The sequence below is a fragment of the Flavilitoribacter nigricans DSM 23189 = NBRC 102662 genome (assembly GCF_002646595.1).
Lineage (GTDB): Bacteria > Bacteroidota > Bacteroidia > Chitinophagales > Saprospiraceae > Flavilitoribacter > Flavilitoribacter nigricans.
Genome location: NZ_PDUD01000018.1, coordinates 268283 through 292149, shown reverse-complemented (window position 1 = coordinate 292149; position 23867 = coordinate 268283). Strand labels below are relative to the sequence as shown.

Sequence of the window (23867 nt, the reverse complement as noted above, 5' to 3'; positions counted from 1 at the left end):
ATGAATTTAGGCGGGTTTTAGATGCGGACCGGCATATTTGTAATCTATTTAATCGCTACAAATATGTTAGAGCAACTCATTGGTTTCAGTATCCGCAATAAGCTCATTATTGCACTTTTCACCACCAGTATCGTTGGTTTTGGAATTTATGCTTTGCTCAACATCCCGATCGGAGCAGTTCCTGATATCACCAATAATCAGGTACAGGTGATCACCACTTCCCGCAATCTTTCCACCCAGGATGTAGAACAGTTCATTACCTATCCGGTGGAGCTGGAAATGGCCAACCTGCCGGGCGTGAAAGAGATCCGTTCTATTTCCAAGTTTGGCCTTTCCGTGGTAACGATCGTTTTTGAAGACCGGATGGGCACTTACCTGCCCCGGCAGCTGATCGCCGAAAAGATCAAAAGCGCGGAGGAAAACATCCCGGCCGGTTTCGGCAGTCCGTTCATGGGGCCGGTCTCCACCGGTCTGGGAGAGATCTACCAGTACATCCTGGATGTAGAGCCCGAATATGCCGATCAGTACTCGCCCATGGAATTGCGGACCATTCAGGACTGGATCGTTCGCCGGCAGCTTTCCGGTATTCCCGGAGTGGTGGAGGTAAATACCTGGGGCGGGTTTCTCAAACAGTACGAAGTAGCGGTAAATCCCGAAAAACTCAAGGGCGCAAACCTGACCGTTGCCGAAGTTTACGCTGCCCTCGAAATGAATAACAACGTAGCCGGTGGCGGTTATATAGAACGCACGAATGAAAGTTATTTTATCCGGGGTGAAGGACTGGTGGGTTCCATCCAGGATATCGAAAATATAGTAGTGGCCAACCGCGAGGGCATACCGGTTTACGTCCGGGACATTGCCCGGGTGGGTTTCGGCAGTGCCACCCGTTTCGGAGCGATCACGGGCAACGGCGAAGGAGAAAAGGTGCTGGGGCAGGTAATGATGCTGAAGGATGCCAATTCCAAAGCGGTAATCGACCGGGTCAAGGAACGGGTCGCGGCTATTCAGCACACCCTGCCGGAAGGCGTTTTTATCAATCCCTTCCTGGAGCGTAGCGAACTGATCGGTAAAACTACTTTCACCATTACCGAAAACCTGGTACTCGGCTGTTTGATCGTGATCTTTGTGGTGGTGATCCTGCTGGGGAATCTGCGTTCCGGCCTGGTGGTCGCTTCGGTTATTCCGCTTAGCCTGTTATTTGCCTTATCGCTGATGTATATTTTCGGGGTAGATGCCAACCTGATGAGCCTGGGAGCGATCGACTTCGGGATCATTATCGACGGTGCCGTGATCATCGTCGAATACATCGCCTATAAGATCACCGCCCGGCGGGAGGAAATCCTGGCGCTGGACCGGTCGGACCGGCAGGAAGCGATCGACAGCATTACCCTCACCGGCGCCAACAAAATGATGCGATCGGCCATTTTCGGGCAGTTGATCATCATGATCGTGTTTATTCCGATCTTATCATTGGCTGATGTGGAAGGCAAAATGTTCCGGCCGATGGCGCTGACCTTCTGCTTTGCCCTATTAGGAGCCATGATCCTCTGTTTTACTTACGTGCCCATGATCTCGGCGGTATTTCTGAAGCCGGCTAAACAGGATAAAAAGAATATTTCCAAACGTATTATGGGGGCTCTGGACCGCCTTTATACGCCGGTCATCCGAATGGCCCTGAATGCCCGGGCGATCGTGATCGCCCTGGCGATTCTCCTGCTGGTGGTGACCGGTATTGTATTCTCCCGGATGGGAGGTGAATTTGTGCCTACTCTGGATGAAGGTGACTTTGTGATCCAGCCGGTCCTGAAAACCGGTACTTCCCTCGGTAAGACCGTGGAGCTGACCACTCAGATGGAAAAGGTGCTTAAGACTTTTCCCGAAGTGCGGCAGGTCGTGACGCGCATCGGTGCGGCCGAAGTACCGACGGATCCCATGTCTATGGAGGAAAGTGATGTGATCATTACCCTGATCCCAAAATCCGAATGGACCACGGCCGAAACCAAAGACGAACTGGCGGAAAAATTCAAGGAAGCACTTTCCATCCTGCCGGGGATTGAATACGAATTTACCCAGCCGATCGAGATGCGGTTCAACGAGCTGATCACCGGAGTTCGGGCGGACCTGGCCATCAAGATCTTTGGTCAGGACCTGGATCTGCTCTACGAGAAAGGCCTGGAGGTGAAAAATTTGATTGAGAATGTACCGGGAGCTGCGGACATCACCCTGGAAAAAACGGCCGGCTTGCCCCAGATGAGTGTCCGTTACGATCGGGCGAGTATCGCGCGCTACGGATTAAATGTGGCGGACCTAAACCGGGTTATTTCCATGGGATTTGCCGGACTGGAAGCAGGCAGTGTATTTGAAGGCGAGAAACAGTTTGATCTGGTGATCCGTTTTGAGGAAGATTTCCGGGACAATATCGATCATTTGCGGAATACCTACGTACCGCTTCCGGGAGGCGGTCAGATCCCGCTGCGGGAGCTCGCGGAGATCAAATACACCAAGGGACCGGCCAAGATCTCCCGGGATGATACCCGACGCCGGATCGTAGTCGGCGTCAACGTCCGTAATCGTGACCTGGAGTCCGTAGTGGAAGATGTGCAGGCACTCATTGAGGAGCACATTCGTCTGCCAACCGGATACGAGGTTACTTACGGCGGGCAATTTGAAAACCTCCGGGCGGCCCGTCAACGATTACTGATCGCGGTGCCGGTAGCCCTGGTGCTTATCTTCATTCTGTTGCACTTTGCCTTTCAGTCCCTGAAAGAAGCGCTGATGGTCTATACAGCTATTCCGCTGTCATCAGTGGGGGGCGTCTTTCTGCTTTGGTTCCGGGATATGCCTTTTAGTATTTCTGCCGGGGTCGGGTTTATTGCCCTTTTCGGAATTGCCGTGCTGAACGGTATCGTACTGATCGAGCATTTTAAGGAATTGAAACACCAGGGCATGGATGACATCAAAGAGCGGGTGATCACCGGTACACGGCAGCGACTGCGGCCCGTTCTGCTGACGGCCTCCGCAGCTGCGCTTGGATTTTTACCAATGGCGATCTCTACTTCCGCGGGTGCCGAAGTCCAGCGACCACTGGCAACGGTAGTGGTCGGCGGGTTGATCACGGCTACCTTGCTTACCCTGATCGTATTACCGGTTCTGTATTCGATCTTCGATAGCCGCCGACCGGTAAAGATGGATCCGAAAGCGATCACAGCGGTACTGTTTATCGCGGCTATGAGCCTGGCAATACCGGGCCAGGCCCAGGAATCAGTACGGATCAACAGCCTGGAAGAAGCCATTAGCCTTGCCGAGGCTAATAACCGTGATCTGCAGGTCCATACCCTAAAGATCGAACAGCAGACCAGCTTGTTACCCTCGGCCTTTGAGCTGGAAAAGACCCATGTCTATTACAACTTCGACCAGAACAATATTGCCCCGAACGGCTTTCCGCTAAAGGTCTGGGGCATCCAGCAGAACATTCCCTTTCCAACGATTTTTGGATTACAAAAAGAGTTGTTAAATAATCAGGTCGAACTGGCCCGCCAGGAATACGCGATCGCCCGCCGATCCCTGAGTCGGGAAGTTGCTAAGGCCTATTATCAGATCGTTTATCTGCAACATCTGGCTGGCGAATACCAGGCACTGGATACGCTTTACGCTAATTTTGCCCGCTCGGCCGACCGAAGATTCGAATTGGGAGAGACCAATTACCTGGAACGCCTCACCGCTCAGACGCAGCAGCAGGAAATCCGGCTGATGATCAACCAGAACCAGCAGGCGATCGCTGCGGCTTATCTGGAACTCAACCGTTGGATCCAGACGGATCGGGCATATCGGGTCACGGAAGATCAATTATCTCCCATGGCTGCTACTCAGCGGACCGCCTTTTCCGACCTGCCCGGCTTTCAGTACTACCAAAAAGGAGGTGAGCAATCCCTGATCCGGGAGCGGCTGGCGCGTCAGAAATTATTGCCGGACCTGCAACTCGAATACTTTCAGGGTAGCAACCAGAACCGCGAGGGTCCGGTTTTCCGCGGTTTCCAGGTGGGGCTCAGTGTGCCGATCTGGTTTAAGGCGCAGAAAGCCCGCGCGGAAGCGGCCACGGTGGAAGGGCTATGGTGGCAGGCCCAGGCGGACAATTTTTCTTACCGGCTCGAAGCCCGGCAACAGCAATTGCTGGCCGAATTGGAACAGCACCGCCAGGCCCTCGATTTTTACAATGAGAACGGGGCGACGCTTGCGGCGGAATTGCAGAAAACTGCGGAACGGAGTTTTCGGGAAGGTGAGATTGACTTTTTTCAATACATACTGAGCCTGGATAAGGCCCGCAAGATCGAGATCGATTATCTACACAATCTGTACCAGTATAACCTGATCGTTCTGGAGATCAATTACATCACCAATTGATACCAATTAATCATGAAAAATATACTAACCATTTGCGCTCTGGTGTTTCTGTTGGCTGCCTGCGGTCAGGATACGGAGAAAGAAGAACTGTCTACCGCACCGGCCTCGGTCGACCTGCCGGTGGCGGATAATGAGATCATCGTCACCAAAGAGCAATTTGCTATGGGAGAAATGGAAACCGGCAGCCTGTCATCCGCCGTTTTCCCCTTTACAATTTCCGCGAACGGCGTCATCGATGTGCCTCCCAAAAGCCGGGCGGCCGTCAGCGTCTATTACGGCGGCTACATTAAGGGGCTGGACCTGCTACCCGGGCAACGCATCCGCAAAGGCCAGGTACTGTTCACGCTCGAAAACCCCGATTTTGTACAGATGCAACAGGATTACCTGGAAAGCAAGGCGCAGTTGGGGTATTTAGAGTCCGATTTCGAGCGACAGAAGACCCTGGCGGCCGAGAATATCGCCTCGCAGAAAAACTTTCTGAAGGCCGAATCGGATTTTCAGGTCCAGCAGGCCCGTATCGAAGGGCTGAAGAAAAAGCTGCAGATGCTCGGCGTAGATATCGATAGGGTAGAGGGCCGGGATTTTGTTTCTACCGTGGCCATTTATGCGCCCATCAGCGGTTTCATTACCCGCGTGAATGCCAGCAGCGGTAGTTTCCTCAATGCTTCGGACGTGGCACTGGAAATTACGAGTACGGATCACCTGCATCTCGAACTGGATGTTTTCGAAAAAGATGTCCACCTCCTGCGGGAAGGCCAGAAGATCCAGTTTCGGGTACCGGGCTCAAAGGGAGTTGTCTATGGGGCCACTGTCCACCTGATCGGTAGCATCGTGGAGGGGGAAAACCGCATTGTACGGGTGCACGGACACCTGGAAGATGAGCGGAATCAGAACGGCCTGATCCCGGGAATGTACGTGGAAGCGATGATCGAAACGGCTATTGATTCCGTTATGGCCCTGCCGGAATCGGCGGTCGTCAGTCTGGAAGAGGATGCCTACATTCTGGTACAGCGTAATCAGTCTGCGGAAGCTTATACTTTCGAACGGCAACTGGTAGAAACCGGACGTACGGTAAACGGTATGACCGAGATCCGGAGTGCCATCGATGTCAGCGATCCCGTCCTCATCAAAGGAGCGTTTAACCTGATCATGGAATAAAGATCGTTTACCAAGTGCTACCGGCAGCGGAATCTGCCGGTAGCACTTGGTATTTAAAATTCAAATTCCAGTGTTTCCTTACCGCTGAGTGCCTTTTCCTGCCCATCGTAGACGAATCTGCCGGTGATCCCCTCGGGCAGTTTAATCGTAAAATGATCTTTCCCATTCTCTTTCCGGTAAGCTACTTCGAGCGTGCCGTCCGGGTGAGGCATACTGGCTGTAAACTGTTCCAGATCGCCGGGATATGGCTGGATCAGGACCTCCTTGAAGCCGGGACCGTCCGGACGAATGCCGGCCACCGTGGCCAGCAGGTCGTAATTCGGACTGGCGCTCCAGGCGTGGCAATCCGAGCGGGTCGGATCCGGTTTTTCGGCAAAGGTGGTCAGCCCGAGGTCGAGCATATCAAACCAGGGCTGCAGGGCCTGCAAATAGCGGTTGCCCATTCCCGTCTGAAAAAGGGCCTGCATCAGGTAAAAACGATAGTAGAACGTCACCTGGATCAGATCTTCCTCCTGCATGCTTCGCTCCAGTAAAGCGGCCTGCTCACCGGCCGGAACCATATTACTGAGAATAGCCATGATGTTGGCGTGCTGACTGTAGGTCTCTTTGTCCGGCGTATCGGCAAATAGTTGCCGTTTTTCATCCCAGCAGTGTTCCCTGATCGCTGCCTTGAGCCGACTCAGCCATTCCCGGTATTCGTCAGCCAAATGCTCTTCACCGAACTGCTCCATCAGGGGAATAGCCGCCTGCAGGGTGTAGGCCAGTTGCAAACTCAGGATACTGCTGCCTCCGTCCGTCGGTGGAACGCCACCTTCATCCCGCACCGGATCCCAGGGCCATTCATCGGTCCAGTCGACGAAATTCCAGAATTTGGTCGTCCCCAGCAGTTGGGTTTCCGGATCGATCTGCTCCTGATGCCATTCCAGCACCGTGCGAATTCCGGGAAGCATGGACTTTACAAATTCATCATCCGAACGGTGCATCCAGTAGTCGCTTACCATGTGTATCCAGAACAGTGAATAGGGGGGGATGATCTGACCGAGATAAGCGGGATGCCGACTCATGGTCAGTCCGTTGGCCAGGCGGGAATCATCGTAGGTCCGGATCGCTTTGCGCATCAGTCGATCGTCTCCTGACACGTACAGGGAGATCAGCGCCTGAATGCGGGTATCACCCACATACTGGAGTTGCTCGTAATAGGGGCAATCGTAGTACGTCTCACCGGCACAGAGCTCGGCGGTACGCCAGCCCACATCCCAAACGTCGCTGATCTGAGGTTGATCGCACTGGAAGACCGCTTTTTCTTCGAAGGGATAGCCGGTGCGCTTGCTGTAGAATTTTTCGATCAATAAGGGCTTTTCGGTAGTCGTTATCGTCATATTGATGTACCGCCAGGTCCGGAACCAGGGAGTGGTAAACAATCGCCGACGCCCGCCGTCCGGCAGGAAGCGATCAAAGTATCCCTGTACGGTTTTTCCCTCGATCTCATTGCGATTACCCTTCAATCCCTTATCGTCAAACATCGCTTCTGCGTATTCCAGTTTGATGCTACTGCCGGCCCCCTGGCTTACCTGCAGGTAGGGATATGCGTTGGTGAGATAAGTCTGATCCAGTAATATCTCAATAGTGGTGTCGGCGGGAATGATCATCAAACCATTCTGCAGGAAAGGTATGGTCGCTCCATCCCGCCGCTGCTGAATGAGACCTTCCATTTCTTCGTACATCAGGGGGATTTCCCGGGGAACCAGTTCCCAGGTGAATTCCGTGCCGTTACCCCGGGGATGGGCGTTACGGATGTTCCTGGCGTTTACCCAGGCCGAATCGTCATAGTCGGGTTGCTCCCATCCCCAGGGATGGTTTTTTCCGTCGATCTCCAGCCGCGGACCGGTGACCAGATAGGCGTTCAGCCGTTCGCGCGCCCCGGTAAGCGGCTTATAGGAGCGATTCTGGATCACCAGCCAGTCCTTTCCGGTATTGAGGTACTGGAAGTCAGGATGCTCTGCCTGTAGCAAAAAAGCTGTCCGCAGACTGATCTGGAAAACCGGACGATCCAGGCCGTAATTCCAGACCTGAGCGGCAATCGTATTTTTTCCGGCACGTAAAAAGGGTGCAATATCGATCGTTTCGAATCGCCAGTGTAAAATATCTCCCCGGGATGGCCCGGCCACCACAAAAGCGCCGTTGATCCAGAGCCGGTAGCGGTTGTCGGCGGAAAGGTTGACCAGCACCTGATGGGGAATGGTATCCAGATCGAAGGATTTCCGGAAATGGAACACACCGAAATCATAAGCGGAGGCAGTAGGGTGGGAGATCCACTGGGCCGGCCAGCCGTAGGTCAGCCGTTCTTCCGAAGCCTCGAAATTTTTGACGGCCTGGCTAAAAGCCGGTGTACACAGGCCGAAGAGTAGGAGGGCTAGAGGTATAGACAGAAAGCATCTCATATATTCAAGTTGGTTTTTTATATCAGTATTTTACTCAGTTAGAATTTTCTTTACTGTTTATTTTCTATAAACAAAGAATAAACGCAAGATAGCAATAGCTGCCAAAAAAAATTGCAGAGGAGTACTGTGTTCCTAATTATCCGAAGCAGGCTATTTCTCCGGCAGGCCTGGATGAAGCATATCTCCGGCTCTTTGATACAAAAAAGGCCGGGATATTGAGTATCCCGGCCCGATCGTATTTATATCGAACAACATCCGGCGCGCCGGATGCAGTATACATTACAAGTGCACTACTTCATCGTAGGCAGCTGCGGCTGCTTCCATAATGGCCTCACTCATGGTGGGGTGGGGGTGTATGGATTTGACGATCTCGTGACCGGTAGTTTCCAGTTTGCGGGCAACCACCACTTCGGCGATCATTTCCGTTACATTGTAGCCGATCAGGTGCGCTCCCAGCCACTCTCCGTATTTCGCGTCGAAGATCACTTTCACGAAACCTTCTTTGTGACCGGCGGCACTGGCCTTTCCGGAAGCCGAGTACGGGAATTTTCCGACTTTAATATCGTAACCGGCATCTTTGGCCGCCTGCTCGGTATAACCAACGGAGGCAACTTCCGGCACACAGTAGGTACAGGATGGAATGTTGTTGTAGTCGATCGGCTGCGGGCTCAATCCGGCGATCTTTTCTACACACAGGATCGCCTCCGCACTGGCCACGTGGGCGAGGGCCGGACCGGGAATAATATCCCCAATGGCGTAAATTCCGGCTACATTCGTGTTGTAATACTCGTCCACCAGCACCAGGCCGCGGTCGGTTTTGATACCCAGTGCTTCCAGTCCGATATCTTCGGTGTTTGGCGTTACGCCGGCTGCAGAAAGCACTACGTCACACTTGATCTCTTCGGTCTTGCCGTCTTTGCGACTCTTCACGGTCACTTTGCAACCGCGACCACTCGTATCTACTTTTTCAACGGAAGTATTGCCCAGTACATTGATGCCTTTTTTCTTGTAGATCTTGCTCAGTTCTTTGGAAATATCCGCATCTTCCCGCGGTACCAGTCCCTGCTCAAGGAATTCCACAATAGTTACTTCCGTCCCGATAGAGTGGTAGAAATAGGCAAATTCCACCCCGATGGCACCGGCGCCCACCACAACCATTTTCTTAGGTTGTTTTTCCATGGACATGGCCTTGCGGTATTCGATGATCTTTTTGCCGTCGATTTTCAGATTGGGTAGTTCTTTAGCGCGACCTCCGGTAGCCAGAATAATGTGCTTGGCCTCGTAGCTCGTCTTCTTTCCGTCCTTATCGGTCACTTCCACCTTCTTGCCGCGAAGCAAACGACCGGTACCTTCGATTACGGTGATCTTGTTCTTCCGCATCAGGAAGCTGATCCCTTTGCTCATGCCGTCAGCAACACCCCGGCTGCGGCTGATCATTTTATCGAAATCAGGTTGGGCATCCTTCACTTGAATTCCGAAGTCTTCTGCGTGCTGAATATATTCGAACACCTGAGCGCTCTTCAGCAGGGCTTTGGTGGGAATACAACCCCAGTTGAGACAGATTCCGCCCAGAGATTCCCGCTCTACGATGCCAACTTTCATCCCAAGTTGAGCTGCTCGAATCGCCGCCACATAACCTCCCGGGCCACTGCCGATAACAATAAGGTCGAAGTTCATATCTTTTATTTTAATAGTTCGGAAATGTAGTATTAGTCTATTTTGGAAACAGGTCCTTCGGGCTCTTGGTTTTAAACTGCAGGTCAAGTATCAGTACAGTTCGCCGAAAAACGCGGCAAAGATATCAATTATGATAATTTTATTAGGTCTTCCGGTATATTATCTTTGCCCACTGAAATTTGGAAACACCTCCGTATCTCATGAAAAGACTCAAGACCTACACCTTACTGCTCCTGTTGTTTTCCGGAATGACCGCCTGTGGCAACGATACCGCTTCGGCATTGCACCAGCATGTTCAGGGATTCTGGAAGGTACATCAAATCCAGCAAAACGGCGAGTCCAACGACATGTACGCCGAGATCAATGACTCCATCATTCTGTATTGGTACGATCGAAGCAGCTATATTTTTCCCTACGGCTACCGCATTGAGGACAACCAGCTGGTCGTCTGGTTGCAGAACGATTCTCTGTCCCGGCCCAAGGCGATCGGCACGCTCAGCGTATCGGACGCAGATCACTTTACTCTGGTCAACGACGGGCAGCGACTCGAATACCAGCGCGTAAGCTTTGATAAATTTGAAGAGGAGACCGGCCGCAAATGGAAGGGAATCGATTAGAGAAAGAACGGCTGACTTGGAGACCGGAAATCACCCCATCCCCCCATCCCCTTGTCTCCCCATCACCTTATCTCCAAGTCCCCATGTCTCCTCCATCTCCCCACCACCTCAAACCTGCATTCTACTGATTACCAGCGCTTACCAGACACCATTTGGCAATCAGGCCTGCATTTGGCTTTTCAACAATAATTTGACGAAATCCACATTTTTGGACAATCTTCACATTTGACTTATTTAATTGAATATCAATTCAGTGTGCTTGTTTGATTCGAAGTTATCCACAAATTGTTAATAACATTTTTTGCAAGCTACTTTACAGCAAATTAACTTGCAGGGCCAATGGTTATCCTACGGTTTATACCCTCGCTTTCAACAAAATTGTAAAAAGACAGAAGGAGATAAAGCTAATGATCTGTTATTCAGTTATAACGCATTTCGCCCTCCTCTTTACCATCACCAGGGAAATAATCCGGGAAAAGGGAATCAGGTGTAAATCCTGAACAGTACCCGCTGCTGTAAGCTCTGCGATTGGTTTCACAGAGATACCACTGCTTCGGAAACGGGGTGGGAAGGTTGTGAAAACGGGAGCAAGTCAGAATACCGGCCATTGGATCATTTGTTTAACTGCGAACTTTCGGGAAAAAAGGTTGCGTGGTGACTGCCGCCGAGCTGCTGTCTGGGGCCCGGCCGTGCACACCCATCTCCTGAGCACTCCTGAATCGTACAAAAACCTTGCTGATGAGCCGAATATTTGAACGCCGCCTGGCTTACAAGCCATTCGAGTATCCGGAGGTAATGGATTTTATCAATCCGATCAATCAGACCTTTTGGGTGCACAGTGAAGTCGATTTTACCGGAGATATCCAGGATTTTAAGGTAGATCTGAATCCGCAGGAGCAAAATGCCATTAAACGGACGTTGCTGGCCATCGCTCAGGTTGAAGTGGACGTCAAAAGCTTCTGGGGTAATCTCTACCAACATTTGCCGAAACCGGAATTCAACGGGCTGGGCAGTACCTTTGCCGAATGTGAGTTCCGGCACTCCGAAGCCTACGCCCGTCTGCTGAATGTGCTGGGCCTGGAGGACGAATTCGAAAAGAACCTGCAATCCGGCATGCTCCTGGAGCGGATCAATTTCCTGCGTAACCGCGCCGATGGGGTCGAATTAGAATCACCGGAACAGGCTTTCGGCCTGAACCTTATCACCTTTTCCATTCTGGTGGAGAACGTTTCCCTGTTCAGCCAATTTGCGACGATCCTGTCGTTCACGCATTTCCGTGGGTTGCTGAAAAATACCAGCAACATCATTGCCTGGACGAGTAAGGACGAACAACTGCACGCCAATGCCGGCATCTACATTTTCCAGCAGATCATTAAAGAAAATCCCAGCTGGCTAAGCGAAAAATACGAGTCGGTGATCTACGACACCGCCCGGAATTCCATCGAGCAGGAAGGCCGCATCCTGGACTGGATCTTCGAAGCCGGCGAACTCGACCACCTGCCAAAGGCCAGACTGCTGAACTTCATGAAGTACCGCATCAATACCAGCCTGGAACAGATTAACCTGCAACCCATTTTCACTGTGGATCAGGAGGAACTGAAGAAAATGAACTGGTTCGAAGAAGAAGTTTTCGCCAATACCCTGGATGATTTCTTCGCCAAACGCCCGGTTGAATATTCCAAGCACAACCAGTCCTTTACGGCCGATTCGCTCTTCTGAGTTATCGCCCTACCGCTGAAGAACGATGTAAAGATTCTACTCATAAATAAACTTTCGGCCCTTACGTCAACGGCCGACCTAAATAAATCTAAATGACAGATACGCTAGCTCCCTACCACTGGGCCACCGCCGAGTCCATGACCGTACTCCAGCGGGGTTATTTATTACCCGGAGAAGCATTGGAAGATGCCATCTACCGGATCACCAACGCTGCCGCCAAAAGGTTGGAACGGCCGGACCTGCAACCAAAATTCGAAGAACTGATCGCCCGCGGGTGGATGTCGCTGTCCTCTCCGGTCTGGGCCAATATGGGGACCGATCGCGGATTTCCCATCAGTTGTTTCGGATCCTACGTTGCAGATAGCATGGAAGGGATCACCAAGACCCTGTCCGAATGTATCATGATGACCAAACTGGGCGGCGGTACTTCGGCTTATTTTGGCCATTTGCGCGAGCGGGGAGCTAGTATTCGCAACAATGGAAAGTCTTCCGGACCGGTTTCTTTCCTGAAGATGTTCGACGCGATGATCGATACGGTCAGTCAGGGCAATGTACGCCGCGGCGCGTTTGCGGCCTATATGGACATCGAGCACCCGGATATCTCTGATTTTCTGCAGATCAAGGGGATTGGTAATGCGATCCAGAATATCTTCTACGGGGTAACCGTTTCCGACCGCTGGATGGAAGAGATGATCGCCGGTGATCAGGAAAAGAGAAATATCTGGGCGAAGGTGCTGCACAGCCGGCAGGAAAAAGGATTGCCGTATGTGATTTTCAGCGACAATACGAATAAAGGAGCGGCAGATGTCTACCAGGATAAAGGAATGACGATCTACAATTCGAACCTCTGCTCGGAGATCGCCCTGCCGGTAGCGGAGGACGAAAGCTTTGTCTGCTGCCTGTCTTCCATGAACCTGGAATACTACGACGATTGGAAGGATACGGATGCAGTGGAAACGGCCATCTATTTCCTCGATGCGGTTATGGAAGAGTTCATCCGGAAATCGGCGGATCAGCCCTATATGGAACGGACGCATCGCTTTGCCAGTCGACACCGCGCTTTGGGCCTCGGGGTAATGGGCTACCACGCCTACCTGCAAAAGAACAGCATTCCTTTCGAGAGTATGGATGCGAAATATTTCAATTCGCAGGCATTTTCCCGCATTCGTTCCCAGGCGACGCGCGCCTCGGAAAAACTGGCGGAAGCTTACGGTGAGCCGGAAGTGCTGAAAGGTTACGGGCGGAGAAATTCCACCCTGATGGCTGTGGCTCCTACCACATCCTCTTCCTCTATTCTTGGGCAGACTTCTCCGGGGATCGAACCCTACAGCAGCAACTACTACAAAGTAGGCCTGGCGAAGGGCAATTTCATGCGCAAGAACAAGTTCCTGAAAGCACTGCTCGAACAAAAAGGATTGGATACGGACGATATCTGGAATTCCATTCTACTGAAAAATGGTTCGGTGCAGCATCTGGAAGAACTGACCGAGCACGAAAAGGACGTTTTCAAAACCTTCCGGGAGATCAATCCACAGGAGATCATCATCCAGGCGGCTACGCGCCAGAAGCATATTGACCAGTCCCAGTCCCTGAACCTGAACATTCCGCCGCAGATGCCGGCCCGGGATGTAAACGCTCTGATGATCGAGGCCTGGCGCCTGGGAGTTAAGAGCCTGTACTACCAACGTTCTTCTTCGGTAGCCCAGGAGATGGCGAACCGTTTCCGGGAATGTGTAAGTTGTGCCGGGTAGAGAAGCCGACCTGAGGAATGAGCGTTGACGATAAATGATCCGATGGGAGATTGCTTCCATTTTATTAAATTTGGATCGATTATCATCATTGCTCATTCCTCAACGCTCATCAATCACCATGGTCAGATCCAGGAAAGAATCGATCAGTGCCTGTGCGGCGCGCCTCTTTCGGAAGCGGGGATACCAGGCCACCTCCATGCGGGATATTGCCGAAGCCGAATCGATCAAGGCCGCCAGTATTTACAACCATTTCAAGTCGAAACAGGAGATCCTGAGCAGCTTACTCCTGCGCATGGCCCGGCTCTTCACCCAGGGCATGCAAACCGTCAAAACCTCCGGAGCCGATCCGGTAGGGCAGTTGGAGCAATTGATCCGGCTGCACGTCCGCCTGACGATCGAACACACCGATGCGATCGCACTGATCGCGGGTGAGTGGATCCACCTGGAAGAGCCGCATTTGCAGGAGTATCGCCGTATGCGGGATAGTTATGAAGCTGAATTCAAGGAAATTCTCAACGAGGGAAAGCAGCAGGGATTACTGCGGGATCTTGCAACGGATATTGCCCTGTTTTCCATGCTTTCCTCGCTGCGCTGGTTGTACTCCTGGTACAGCCGGAACCGCGATTATCCAGCGGAGAAACTGGAGGAGGAAATGATCGCTACTTTATTGGGTGGAATAAAAGCCTGATATTTTTTTGCATAGTAAACTAACAAACGTTAGTTTTGTTGTAATAGTAGAACCTGACCAATATGACCAAAAAGTTCTATCCTGTACGCATCAAGCAGATCGAGAAGACCACATCGGACTGCACCGTGATCTCTTTTGACGTAGAAGAGCAATGGCAGCCCGATTTTCAGTATAAACAAGGACAACACCTCACTTTGAAGGCCACGATCGACGGACAGGAAGTTCGGCGGTCCTATTCGCTGTGTTCCTCCCCGCTGGACGGCGAGTGGAAGGTAGCGATCAAGAAAGTGCCGCAGGGCAGCTTTTCCACCTACGCCAACGAACAACTCCGCGCGGGGGACACCCTGGAGATCATGCCACCTAACGGCCGATTTTACGTGGAAGTCGATCCCGACCAGCAGCGGCATTTTGTCGCTTTTGCCGCCGGTAGCGGTATTACCCCGATACTTTCCATCATCAAGACCCATCTACAGCGGGAGCCGCAAAGCAGTTTCCAGCTTTTTTACGTTAACCGGGCTACTTCCTCCATCATTCTGAAAGAAGAGATCGAATCCCTGAAGAATAAATACCTGGACCGTTTTGAAGTGTATCATTTCCTGACCCAGGAAGAACGGAACATGCCGCTCTTTAACGGTCGCATTGATGCCGAAAAACTAGAATTGATCTTCCGGTCACTCGTAGACCGGGAAGCCACCGATGAGTTCTTCATTTGTGGCCCGGCGGAAATGATCTTCGCGATCAAAGATTTCCTGACGGCTTCCGGGGTGGATCCGAAGCACATCCATTTTGAATTATTCAATACGGATGGGATCAAAAGTAATGGACAAAAAAAGAAGCGGCGTACGGTGCCCACCGACGGTTCCATGTCGTCCATAGAGATCATTGAAGGAGGTAAAAAGATCAAATTCCGGGCACCGAAAGGAGCCGGCACCATTCTGGACGCCGCCCTGCGTCGCAACGCAGACCTGCCTTTCGCCTGCAAAGGCGGGGTATGCTGCACCTGCAAGGCCAAACTACTGGAAGGTGAAGTAGATATGGAAGTCAACTACGCCCTGGAACAAGAACAGTTAGATGCTGGTTATATACTTAGTTGTCAGGCCGTTCCGATGAGCGATACAATAAAAGTAGATTTCGACGCCTAACCCCCTGACCCATAAAACCTGACACCTGAAATCTGACACCTGACACCTAACTCCATCAACAAACAACAGAAATAAAATACCATGTCCAACAGTCTCGAAAATTTAGAACAATCATTTCAGGACCGCATTGACCGGGGAGAGAAGATCGAGCCCAAGGACTGGATGCCCGATCGCTACCGGAAAACCCATATCCGGCAGATCTCCCAGCACGCCCATTCGGAGATCGTGGGGATGTTGCCGGAAGGTAACTGGATCACCCGGGCTCCGAGTCTGCGCCGAAAAGTGGCTTTGCTGGCCAAGGTACAGGACGAAGCGGGGCACGGACTATATTTATACAGTGCCACCGAAACCCTGGGCATCACGCGGGATGAACTGACCGAACAACTGCTGGCAGGCAAGGCCAAGTATTCCAGTATTTTTAATTATCCCACTTTGAGTTGGGCGGATATCGGCGCTATCGGCTGGCTGGTAGACGGAGCGGCCATCATTAACCAGGTGATGCTGACCCGGACGTCATTTGGCCCCTACGCTCGCGCCATGGTACGGATCTGTAAGGAAGAAAGTTTTCACCAGCGACAGGGATTTGAGATCATGCTGACCCTGTGCCGGGGTACGGAGGCGCAAAAACAGATGGCCCAGTATGCGCTGGATCGCTGGTGGTGGCCCTGTCTGATGATGTTCGGACCGCCCGATGCCGAATCGACCCACACGGAGCAGTCCATGAAATGGAAGATCAAGCTGAAAACCAACGATGAACTGCGTCAGCAAATGGTCGATCAGACGGTTCCCCAGGCGGAATTATTGGGACTGACCATTCCCGATCCGCACCTGAAATGGAACGAAAGCCGTGGGCATTATGATTTCGGTGAGATTGACTGGGACGAATTTTGGCGGGTAGTCAAAGGGAATGGTCCCTGCAATAAAGAACGGCTCGAAGCCCGTCGCAAAGCCTGGGAAGAAGGCGCCTGGGTACGCGAGGCGGCCCTGGCTTACGCCGAAAAAGAAGCGGAACGCACCGCCGTCTCCGCAGCGGTTTAATGCAGATTCAAAAAAACAGACTTTATGAAAAAACAATGGCCCCTCTGGGAAATATTCATCAGAAGTAAAAACGGCCTGGAACACCGCCATGTCGGCAGCCTGCACGCCGCCGACGCGAAAATGGCCATGGAAAACGCCCGGGATGTCTATACCCGGCGCCAGGAAGGCGTTAGCATCTGGGTAGTTCCCTCCAAACACATTACCGCTTCCAATCCCGACGAAAGCGGGGAGTTGTTCGAGCCGTCCATGGATAAAGCTTACCGGCACCCAACCTTCTACGATCTTCCGGACGAATTAAAGCATATGTAGATGAACGATCAGCAAGCATTATACCAATACCTTTTACTCCTGGGAGACAGTCCGATGATCCTCGGCCACCGCCTGTCCGAACTCTGCGGCCACGGCCCCAGTCTGGAAACGGATATTGCACTGACCAATATCTCCCTGGACCTTTTCGGACAAGTCAGAAATTACTTCCAGTATGCAGCCAAAGTCCAGGCGGAAGGAAAGAGCGAGGATGATATTGCTTTTTTAAGGCTGGCCCACGAGCACCGCAACGTGCTGCTGACCGAGCAACCCAATACTGATTTTGCCCACGTCATCGGCCGGCAAATGTTTTTCGATACCTTCCATCAACTCCTGCTGGAAGCGCTCCGGGATAGTAAGGACGAGCAAATTGCTGCTATTGCCCATAAATCCCTGAAAGAGGTGAAATACCACACCCGCTTTTCTTCGGAATGGGTCAAACGCCTGGGCGACGGCACCGCGGAAAGCCACCGAAGAATGCAGGATGCACTTGATCACTTATGGCCCTACGCCGGAGAACTCGTGCAGGAATCGCCCTTGGAAAAACAAATGAAACAGCAGGGTATCGGTGCTGATCTGGAGCAGATCCGGCCGCTTTACTGGGAGCGGGTCAACGCAATATTGCGGGAAGCTACGCTGGAGGTCCCCGAAAATAGCTGGTTTCAGGCCGGGGGCAAAAAAGGCATCCACACCGAGCATCTGGGATATATCCTCTCGGATTTGCAGTATATGCAACGCGCTTACCCGAATATGAGCTGGTAAGCTCTGCAATTGCTTGAATAATCTAAGTTGCTATTTAACTTAGGGAGAGGGTATAGAGTAGAGGGTTGAGGGATTACCTATTGTAAAATGGAGCAAAATCGCTCATTTTAAAGGTTGCAGTCTCTCTACGCTCTACCATCTACGCTTTTCAATTCAAGTACCGAATTTGAATTAAATAATTCAGAAGAATACATTTTGCAACAGATCTTGACCAAGGAAGAAGCACATATCAGAAAGCTGCTGGTGGAAGTCACCGATCCTGAGATCCCCGTATTATCGATCATGGATATGGGGATCGTGCGGGATATTGAGATCCAGGAAGAGAAGGTACACATCAAGATCACGCCGACCTATTCGGGTTGCCCGGCAATGGATACCATTGCTATGGAGATCAAATACACCCTGGAACAGGCCGGATACCCGACGGATGTTGAGCTCATCCTCGCTCCGGCCTGGACTACCGACTGGATCACGGAAAACGGCCGTCAGAAACTGGAAGCTTACGGCATTGCGGCTCCATTGGAAGAAAGCGCCGACAAACAGGCCTTGCTGGGAAGATCCAAAGTGGTCAAATGTACCAATTGTGGTTCCCAAAATACCAAACTCGTCAGTCAATTCGGATCCACGGCCTGTAAAGCATTATTCCAGTGTCTCGATTGTCTCGAACCCTTTGATTACTTCAAATGCCTGAAATGAATAATTCCCTCGCGCGATCGGTCTACGAGAAGATGATGGAAAACGACTATTGCAGTCAGTGGATGGGTATCGAACCCGTGGAAATAGCGGAGGGATTTTGCCGGATCAAAATGACGGTCAAACGCGAAATGCTGAACGGATACGGTATCCTGCACGGGGGTATGGCTTTTGCCTTTGCCGACAGTGCGTTTGCTTTCGCCTCCAATTCTTATGGCAGAGTGGCAGTCTCTATCAATGGAAGTATGAGCTACGCCCGGTCCGCCCGCGAAGGCGAGGAATTGTTCGCCGAAGCAAAAGCGCTGCACGTTGGTTTCAAAACCGCAGATTTTGACGTACGGGTCATGAACGGTGGGGGAGAGGTCTATTACTTTTTCCGGGGAACGGTTTACCGGAAAAGTACTCCCGTATTAGACCAGGAAGCCGGCAGCAGTGAATAACTTGAACGCCCTAATAAATTTGATATATGAAAAAACTAGGTAACTATATACTCGGCAACTGGACGGAAGGTGCCGGTGACGGTACTTTGCTTTACGATTCGGTAACCGGCGAGGTAGTCGCTGCGGCCACCGCGAAGGGATTGGATTTTTCCGACATCCTCGCCTACGGGCGGGCAACGGGCAGTCCGGCTTTACGCAAGATGACTTTTCAGGAAAGGGGCAATATGCTGAAGAAACTGGCGATGTATCTCCTGAAAAGAAAAGAGCAGTTCTACGAGATCAGTTACCGTACCGGAGCAACCCGTACGGACAGCTGGATCGATATTGAGGGTGGCTTCGGTAATCTTTTTGCGAATGCATCCCTGCGCCGCAATTTCCCCAACCAGACTTTTCATGTAGACGGCGAACCCGTAGATCTGTCCCGGGGAGGCAACTTTATGGGCCACCACATCATGGTGCCCAAGCGGGGCGTAGCGATCCATATCAATGCTTTCAATTTCCCGGTATGGGGTATGTTGGAAAAATGTGCGGTCAACTGGATGGCGGGCGTAGCGGCCGTCGTCAAACCCGCCACCGCCACCTCCTTTCTCACCGAGGCGGTGGTGCGCGAGATCATTGCTTCCGGCATTCTGCCGGAGGGCGCATTACAATTGATCTGTGGTTCGGCGCGCTCTATACTCGACGGTGTCGAGTCTCAGGACGTCGTGACCTTCACCGGCTCAGCCGAAACCGGCCGCTTACTAAAAGCGCACCCAAGGATTATTCAGGAGGCTGTTCCCTTTAACATGGAGGCGGATAGCCTCAACTGTTCCGTACTCGGAGAAGATGCCGAACCCGGTTCCCCGGAATTCAACTTGTTTGTGAAGGAAGTGCGCAAGGAAATGACCGTCAAATGCGGACAGAAGTGTACGGCCATCCGGCGGATCATTGTTCCGGAACATCTTTTGGAAGACGTCCAAATCGCTCTGGGGCAGTCCCTAAGTAAAGTTGCCATTGGGAATCCGACGGTGGAGGGTGTTCGTATGGGCGCGCTGGCCAGTAAGGATCAGGTGGAGGAAGTCAAACAAAAGATCCGGGAACTGACCCAAACGGCCGATATTGTTTACGGTAGCCTGGATGAAGTTGAGGTCCTGGGCGCCGATTTTGAAAAGGGCGCATTCCTGAGTCCGATCCTTTTGCTGGAAAAAGATCCCCGGAAAAATCAGGGCGTACACGAGATCGAAGCCTTTGGTCCCGTCAGTACCCTGATGCCCTATAAGGATCTGGACGAAGCGATCGAACTGGCGCAAATGGGTAAAGGTTCTCTTTGCTGCTCCATTGCCACCTATGACGACCAGATCGCCCGGGAATTTGTTATCGGTGCGGCCAGTCACCACGGTCGTATCCTCGTTTTGAACCGGGAAAATGCCAGGGAAAGCACCGGCCACGGTTCACCGCTGCCTAATCTGGTGCACGGCGGCCCCGGACGAGCCGGTGGCGGCGAAGAAATGGGCGGTATGCGCGGTATCAAGCACTATCTGCAGCGCTGTGCAGTACAAGGCACTCCAAGTACGCTAACCGCTGTCACCGGAATTTACCAGGCCGGGGCAAAAGTGAAAGAACCCGAACGTCATCCGTTCCGCTACCACTTTGAAGATCTGGAGGTCGGCATGTCCATCCTCACCCACAAACGAACCATCACCGATTCGGATATCCAAAACTTTGCCAATCTGACCTGGGATGTATTCTATGCCCACACAGATATCACCTCCCTGAAAGGTTCTATTTTCGAAAGAAGAGCGGCCCACGGGTATTTTCTGCTGGCGGCAGCGGCCGGCCTGTTCGTATCGCCGGCGAAGGGTCCGGTGGGAGCCAATTACGGTATTGACGAATGTCGGTTTTTGCGGCCGGTCTACCACGACGATACCATTCAGGTCCGATTGACCTGTAAAGAAAAACGGGAGCGGGATACCAAGGGGAGGGAGCATCCTTCGGGAGTGGTGAAATGGTATGTGGAAGTATTTGATCAGGATCAGGAACTGGTCGCAATGGCCACTATCCTTACCCTGGTTCAAAAGAAATCGCCCTTTCCAGAATACAGTAAAGACTATGTGCAGGAAAAACTGTACCAACTTACGGAGCAGCATACCGCCCAGTGGGGTAGCCTTACTCCGCAGCATATGGTAGAACATCTGGAATGGGCCTTCCTGATCGCACTGGAGAAAATCCAGGCACCGATCCTGACCCCACCGGAAAAGATTGAAAAATACCAGGACTGGCTTTACACCTATCAGCCCATAGTCCACAACTATGCAAATCCGCTGCTTCGGAAAGGAAAGCTGGAAGATCTCCGCTACGATGATCTGGAATCGGCCAAGACGGCGTTGCTAAGAGCCATGGATGACATAGAGGCGTTTTTCAAAAATAATCCGGACGCCACGGTACCTCATCCCATTTACGGACATCTCGACCGCTATATGTGGGAGCTGATCTCCCGGAAACACATCCATCACCACTTCGAACAGTTCGGCTTATAAGGCCTTTTTCGTTGGAAAACCGGAGGCGGTGTTCAGTAGTACAGCGCCTCCGGTTTCCCTAAACGATTAAGGTCCAATACGAAAAAAGCCCCGCTGCGAACGCAGCGGAGCCACTAACTTACTGATACTAATTTATCTTTTACAAAGGGTTGTAGACACAGGTTGGGAACGCAACTTTTGGTCCTCTTGCACAATTGTTGCAGTATCCGGGGTTTTCGACAGTGTGATATTGGTATTGCCTTATTCAGGTCAAAGTCGATTGGATGCCGAAAAGATTTAAGATTGGACTGCTGGTTAAAGTCTGCTGTTCCGTTTTGCAGGGTAAAATTAGTACTATTGAGCCGGACAGGCAAAAAAAAAAAGCAAAATTTTATTTGGATTTGCGTGTTTACACTATGTAATTTTTTTGTTTAAGGTAATTGTTTTGTAGTGATTTATAAATTTAAAATTATTGAATATTAATTTTACCTACTTTCAAAACCCCTTGAACCACAAACTCATGGGCCGGTGGACCGATGCTCCGAAAATCTCAGGGCTTTTCGGATAACGTAAGCATTAAGGTGGTATTCCCAAAGCCACTTTTTTGGTCAACCTTTACCCAAAAGCCTTCCGCTAACTCGGCGCTTTCGCCAAAACTCAGGCTAGGGGCCACCTCTCTGATCGCCTGGCTCCAGGCCCGAAAAACGTGGAATTCCGGCCCCAGGCGCGAAAGGGCATGTAACAACTGAGCGATGTGCCGGGTGCAATCTTCGGTGCTTTCACAGAGGTTGCGCTGGTTGAGCTCAAAAATGAATTCCTGGGTTCGGTCATCGCAACCGTATTGCAGGATCGTAACGGCGATCCCGCCGGACAGCGTAAACTTTTCCTCGCTGCCGCGCCCTCTCCGCTCAAAGCGATGATCACTAATTTGCGGCAAACCGTCGTAAAAGATCGCTTCGGGTTTTTCGTACCGGCAATTGCTGTAATCCGCTTCGACGAGCGCTTCTCCACCACCGCCCGATTCACAGGCTACCAATGCCCAGGCTAATACCCATACCATACCCATGAGCATTACCCTGCAAACGGTCCTTGCTTTCAATCTTACTTGTCCTTGAGTTTCGCTACTCACTTTGTTTCGATTCCATTTCAGTTTTCCTGGCCTGCAGGATGCGGTAGGCTTTCATAAAATCGGGGATCCCGTATCCGAGCGCCAGATCGGGTTGCTCGGCCTGGTGACCGCTGGCTTTAAGGGCCGCCACAATTTCGCTATTGGCGAGTTCCGGGAATGCCTGCCACAGGCAGGTTACCAATCCGGTCATGATCGGCGCGGCCAAAGATGTGCCGCTGGCTGCCGACAGCCGACTGCGATACGCATTCGGCACCGGTACATTAACCCCCGGTGCGGCCAGGTCCGGTTTGATCACTTCGAGGGAATCGTAACCGTAGGAACTGAAACCGGCCTTTTGACCGTCATTCATCACCGCTGCGATCGCCAGTGCCTTCGGTGAATCAGCGGGAATATCAATGTATTTCCAGCGGCTGTCGCCCTCATTGCCGGCGCTTACCACAATGATCATTCCGCGGTCGAAAGCCATTTCTGCAGCCCGACTCGCCGGGGATGTTTTGCCGTCCAATTGGCGAGGATGGTAATCCATGTTGTGGTCGCTAAAGGCATAATATCCCAGGGAAGAATTTACGACATCCACACCGAGACTGTCGGCGTATTCCAGGGCGGCTACCCAGTTGTATTCTTCCATCCGGTGTTCACCCCGCACCTCTTCCGTCTTGAGACAAACATAACGTGCACGCGGAGCGGTGCCGACCAGTACGCCCGGACTGTAAGCGGCCATGGCCGAAAGTACGGAGGTACCGTGGGTACTGGATTCGAATACATCCCGGTCGGCATTAGTGAAATCATAAAAATGATCCAGGCTCTGGTAATGCCGGAGGGTATCGAAGAAGGGGATCTTGTCGACATTAGTGAACCCGCCGTCCAGCACCGCTATATACATGCCTTCGCCCTGGAAGCCCATCTGGTGCAGGGAGTCGCCGTTCAGCATCTGAATGTTGCGTCCCGAGCGACCGTACTTGTTGGACTCCATTTTCATACCCGTGCTGTCCATGACATATTTGTAATTGCGGGCGGAAGTGGCTCCGAAATAGGGGCCGATATAGCGGATAGAATCGACAAAGCTGAGTGATTCCAAAGCTTTGGCCTGGGCGGGAGTCGCGACCATTGCCGCGCCATTCAGCCAGCGGGAAGTATACTGAATGCGGGTACCCGCTGTTTTCAGGCTGTCCAGATAGGCCGCATTGACCGGCAGGTCCGTTTCTGTAAGAGGAATGCCGAAACGCGCTCTGCGGGACAGCGCCCGCTCGGAGAGAAATTCGTTCGGAGCTTCCACCTGGTATTCACTTTGTGCCTTATCGCTGAAGCTCACCCAGTAGCAAACATCGATATCCATATCCTGGCCGAAAAGCACTGCACTGTAGATAATGGCCATACCCAGTAAAATATATTTCCTGCGGGACATAGTTC

At 51.9% G+C, this 23867-nt stretch carries 17 protein-coding genes and 1 riboswitch; of the genes, 13 read left to right on the top strand and 4 right to left on the bottom strand.

Annotated features, from left to right (window positions below):
* Positions 1-63: 63 nt before the first annotated feature.
* A complete protein-coding gene (locus CRP01_RS12195) occupies positions 64-4401 on the top strand; it encodes a CusA/CzcA family heavy metal efflux RND transporter (protein WP_099150475.1) in 4338 nt (1445 codons plus the stop codon).
* Positions 4402-4413: 12 nt separating this feature from the next.
* The gene (locus CRP01_RS12190; protein ID WP_099150316.1) at positions 4414-5559 is read left to right on the top strand and encodes an efflux RND transporter periplasmic adaptor subunit; all 1146 of its coding nucleotides are present in this window, start codon (positions 4414-4416) and stop codon (positions 5557-5559) included.
* A gap of 53 nt (positions 5560-5612) precedes the next feature.
* Here CRP01_RS12190 and CRP01_RS12185 read toward each other — a convergent pair whose 3' ends face one another.
* Entirely contained in the window at positions 5613-8000 is a 2388-nt protein-coding gene (locus CRP01_RS12185; RefSeq protein ID WP_222845721.1) for an alpha-L-rhamnosidase-related protein, read from the bottom strand.
* Positions 8001-8279: 279 nt separating this feature from the next.
* Positions 8280-9677, bottom strand: coding sequence for a dihydrolipoyl dehydrogenase (lpdA, locus tag CRP01_RS12180; protein ID WP_099150315.1), 1398 nt, complete (start codon positions 9675-9677; stop codon positions 8280-8282).
* Positions 9678-9877: 200 nt separating this feature from the next.
* On the opposite strand from lpdA, the gene CRP01_RS12175 reads away from it, so the two are divergent.
* The 11 genes from CRP01_RS12175 to paaZ all read left to right on the top strand — a co-directional run bounded on the left by CRP01_RS12175 (position 9878) and on the right by paaZ (position 21349).
* Complete coding sequence (locus CRP01_RS12175; protein ID WP_099150314.1) at positions 9878-10294, top strand: hypothetical protein; 417 nt, start codon at positions 9878-9880, stop codon at positions 10292-10294.
* Positions 10295-10736: 442 nt separating this feature from the next.
* Positions 10737-10911, top strand: a riboswitch (cobalamin riboswitch).
* Between the two features lie 121 nt (positions 10912-11032).
* Positions 11033-12013, top strand: coding sequence for a ribonucleotide-diphosphate reductase subunit beta (locus CRP01_RS12170; RefSeq protein ID WP_099150313.1), 981 nt, complete (start codon positions 11033-11035; stop codon positions 12011-12013).
* Between the two features lie 92 nt (positions 12014-12105).
* Entirely contained in the window at positions 12106-13764 is a 1659-nt protein-coding gene (locus tag CRP01_RS12165) for a ribonucleoside-diphosphate reductase subunit alpha (RefSeq protein WP_099150312.1), read from the top strand.
* A gap of 118 nt (positions 13765-13882) precedes the next feature.
* Positions 13883-14452, top strand: a complete 570-nt coding sequence (locus tag CRP01_RS12160; protein WP_170110338.1) for a TetR/AcrR family transcriptional regulator — start codon at positions 13883-13885, stop codon at positions 14450-14452.
* A gap of 62 nt (positions 14453-14514) precedes the next feature.
* Entirely contained in the window at positions 14515-15594 is a 1080-nt protein-coding gene (gene paaE / locus CRP01_RS12155; protein WP_099150310.1) for a 1,2-phenylacetyl-CoA epoxidase subunit PaaE, read from the top strand.
* A gap of 81 nt (positions 15595-15675) precedes the next feature.
* Positions 15676-16632 (top strand): 1,2-phenylacetyl-CoA epoxidase subunit PaaA, encoded by a 957-nt coding sequence (gene paaA / locus CRP01_RS12150; protein ID WP_099150309.1) that lies wholly within the window; start codon positions 15676-15678, stop codon positions 16630-16632.
* Positions 16633-16656: 24 nt separating this feature from the next.
* Positions 16657-16941, top strand: a complete 285-nt coding sequence (gene paaB / locus CRP01_RS12145; protein ID WP_099150308.1) for a 1,2-phenylacetyl-CoA epoxidase subunit PaaB — start codon at positions 16657-16659, stop codon at positions 16939-16941.
* Positions 16942-17700, top strand: a complete 759-nt coding sequence (paaC, locus tag CRP01_RS12140) for a 1,2-phenylacetyl-CoA epoxidase subunit PaaC (protein WP_099150307.1) — start codon at positions 16942-16944, stop codon at positions 17698-17700. It abuts the gene before it with no gap.
* Between the two features lie 204 nt (positions 17701-17904).
* The gene (gene paaD / locus CRP01_RS12135) at positions 17905-18396 is read left to right on the top strand and encodes a 1,2-phenylacetyl-CoA epoxidase subunit PaaD (protein ID WP_394337761.1); all 492 of its coding nucleotides are present in this window, start codon (positions 17905-17907) and stop codon (positions 18394-18396) included.
* The gene (locus CRP01_RS12130) at positions 18393-18833 is read left to right on the top strand and encodes a hotdog fold thioesterase (protein WP_170110337.1); all 441 of its coding nucleotides are present in this window, start codon (positions 18393-18395) and stop codon (positions 18831-18833) included. Before paaD ends, CRP01_RS12130 begins: the two co-directional genes overlap by 4 nt.
* A 26-nt stretch (positions 18834-18859) precedes the next feature.
* Positions 18860-21349 (top strand): phenylacetic acid degradation bifunctional protein PaaZ, encoded by a 2490-nt coding sequence (gene paaZ / locus CRP01_RS12125; protein WP_099150305.1) that lies wholly within the window; start codon positions 18860-18862, stop codon positions 21347-21349.
* 529 nt (positions 21350-21878) lie between these two features.
* On the opposite strand, the gene CRP01_RS12120 is transcribed toward paaZ, so the two are convergent.
* Both CRP01_RS12120 and CRP01_RS12115 read right to left on the bottom strand, forming a co-directional pair.
* Positions 21879-22388, bottom strand: coding sequence for a hypothetical protein (locus CRP01_RS12120; RefSeq protein WP_143473361.1), 510 nt, complete (start codon positions 22386-22388; stop codon positions 21879-21881).
* Positions 22389-22449: 61 nt separating this feature from the next.
* A complete protein-coding gene (locus CRP01_RS12115; protein ID WP_099150303.1) occupies positions 22450-23862 on the bottom strand; it encodes a S8 family serine peptidase in 1413 nt (470 codons plus the stop codon).
* Positions 23863-23867: the final 5 nt, after the last annotated feature.

Excerpts from the sequence above, each read along its gene's own strand:
- CRP01_RS12195 (WP_099150475.1), top strand. The coding sequence starts at position 64 with ATGTTAGAGCAACTCATTGGTTTCAGTATCCGCAATAAGCTCATTATT.
- CRP01_RS12190 (WP_099150316.1), top strand. The coding sequence starts at position 4,414 with ATGAAAAATATACTAACCATTTGCGCTCTGGTGTTTCTGTTGGCTGCC.
- CRP01_RS12185 (WP_222845721.1), bottom strand. The coding sequence starts at position 8,000 with ATGAGATGCTTTCTGTCTATACCTCTAGCCCTCCTACTCTTCGGCCTG.
- lpdA (WP_099150315.1), bottom strand. The coding sequence starts at position 9,677 with ATGAACTTCGACCTTATTGTTATCGGCAGTGGCCCGGGAGGTTATGTG.
- CRP01_RS12175 (WP_099150314.1), top strand. The coding sequence starts at position 9,878 with ATGAAAAGACTCAAGACCTACACCTTACTGCTCCTGTTGTTTTCCGGA.
- CRP01_RS12170 (WP_099150313.1), top strand. The coding sequence starts at position 11,033 with ATGAGCCGAATATTTGAACGCCGCCTGGCTTACAAGCCATTCGAGTAT.
- CRP01_RS12165 (WP_099150312.1), top strand. The coding sequence starts at position 12,106 with ATGACAGATACGCTAGCTCCCTACCACTGGGCCACCGCCGAGTCCATG.
- CRP01_RS12160 (WP_170110338.1), top strand. The coding sequence starts at position 13,883 with ATGGTCAGATCCAGGAAAGAATCGATCAGTGCCTGTGCGGCGCGCCTC.
- paaE (WP_099150310.1), top strand. The coding sequence starts at position 14,515 with ATGACCAAAAAGTTCTATCCTGTACGCATCAAGCAGATCGAGAAGACC.
- paaA (WP_099150309.1), top strand. The coding sequence starts at position 15,676 with ATGTCCAACAGTCTCGAAAATTTAGAACAATCATTTCAGGACCGCATT.
- paaB (WP_099150308.1), top strand. The coding sequence starts at position 16,657 with ATGAAAAAACAATGGCCCCTCTGGGAAATATTCATCAGAAGTAAAAAC.
- paaC (WP_099150307.1), top strand. The coding sequence starts at position 16,942 with ATGAACGATCAGCAAGCATTATACCAATACCTTTTACTCCTGGGAGAC.
- CRP01_RS12130 (WP_170110337.1), top strand. The coding sequence starts at position 18,393 with ATGAATAATTCCCTCGCGCGATCGGTCTACGAGAAGATGATGGAAAAC.
- paaZ (WP_099150305.1), top strand. The coding sequence starts at position 18,860 with ATGAAAAAACTAGGTAACTATATACTCGGCAACTGGACGGAAGGTGCC.
- CRP01_RS12120 (WP_143473361.1), bottom strand. The coding sequence starts at position 22,388 with ATGGTATGGGTATTAGCCTGGGCATTGGTAGCCTGTGAATCGGGCGGT.
- CRP01_RS12115 (WP_099150303.1), bottom strand. The coding sequence starts at position 23,862 with ATGTCCCGCAGGAAATATATTTTACTGGGTATGGCCATTATCTACAGT.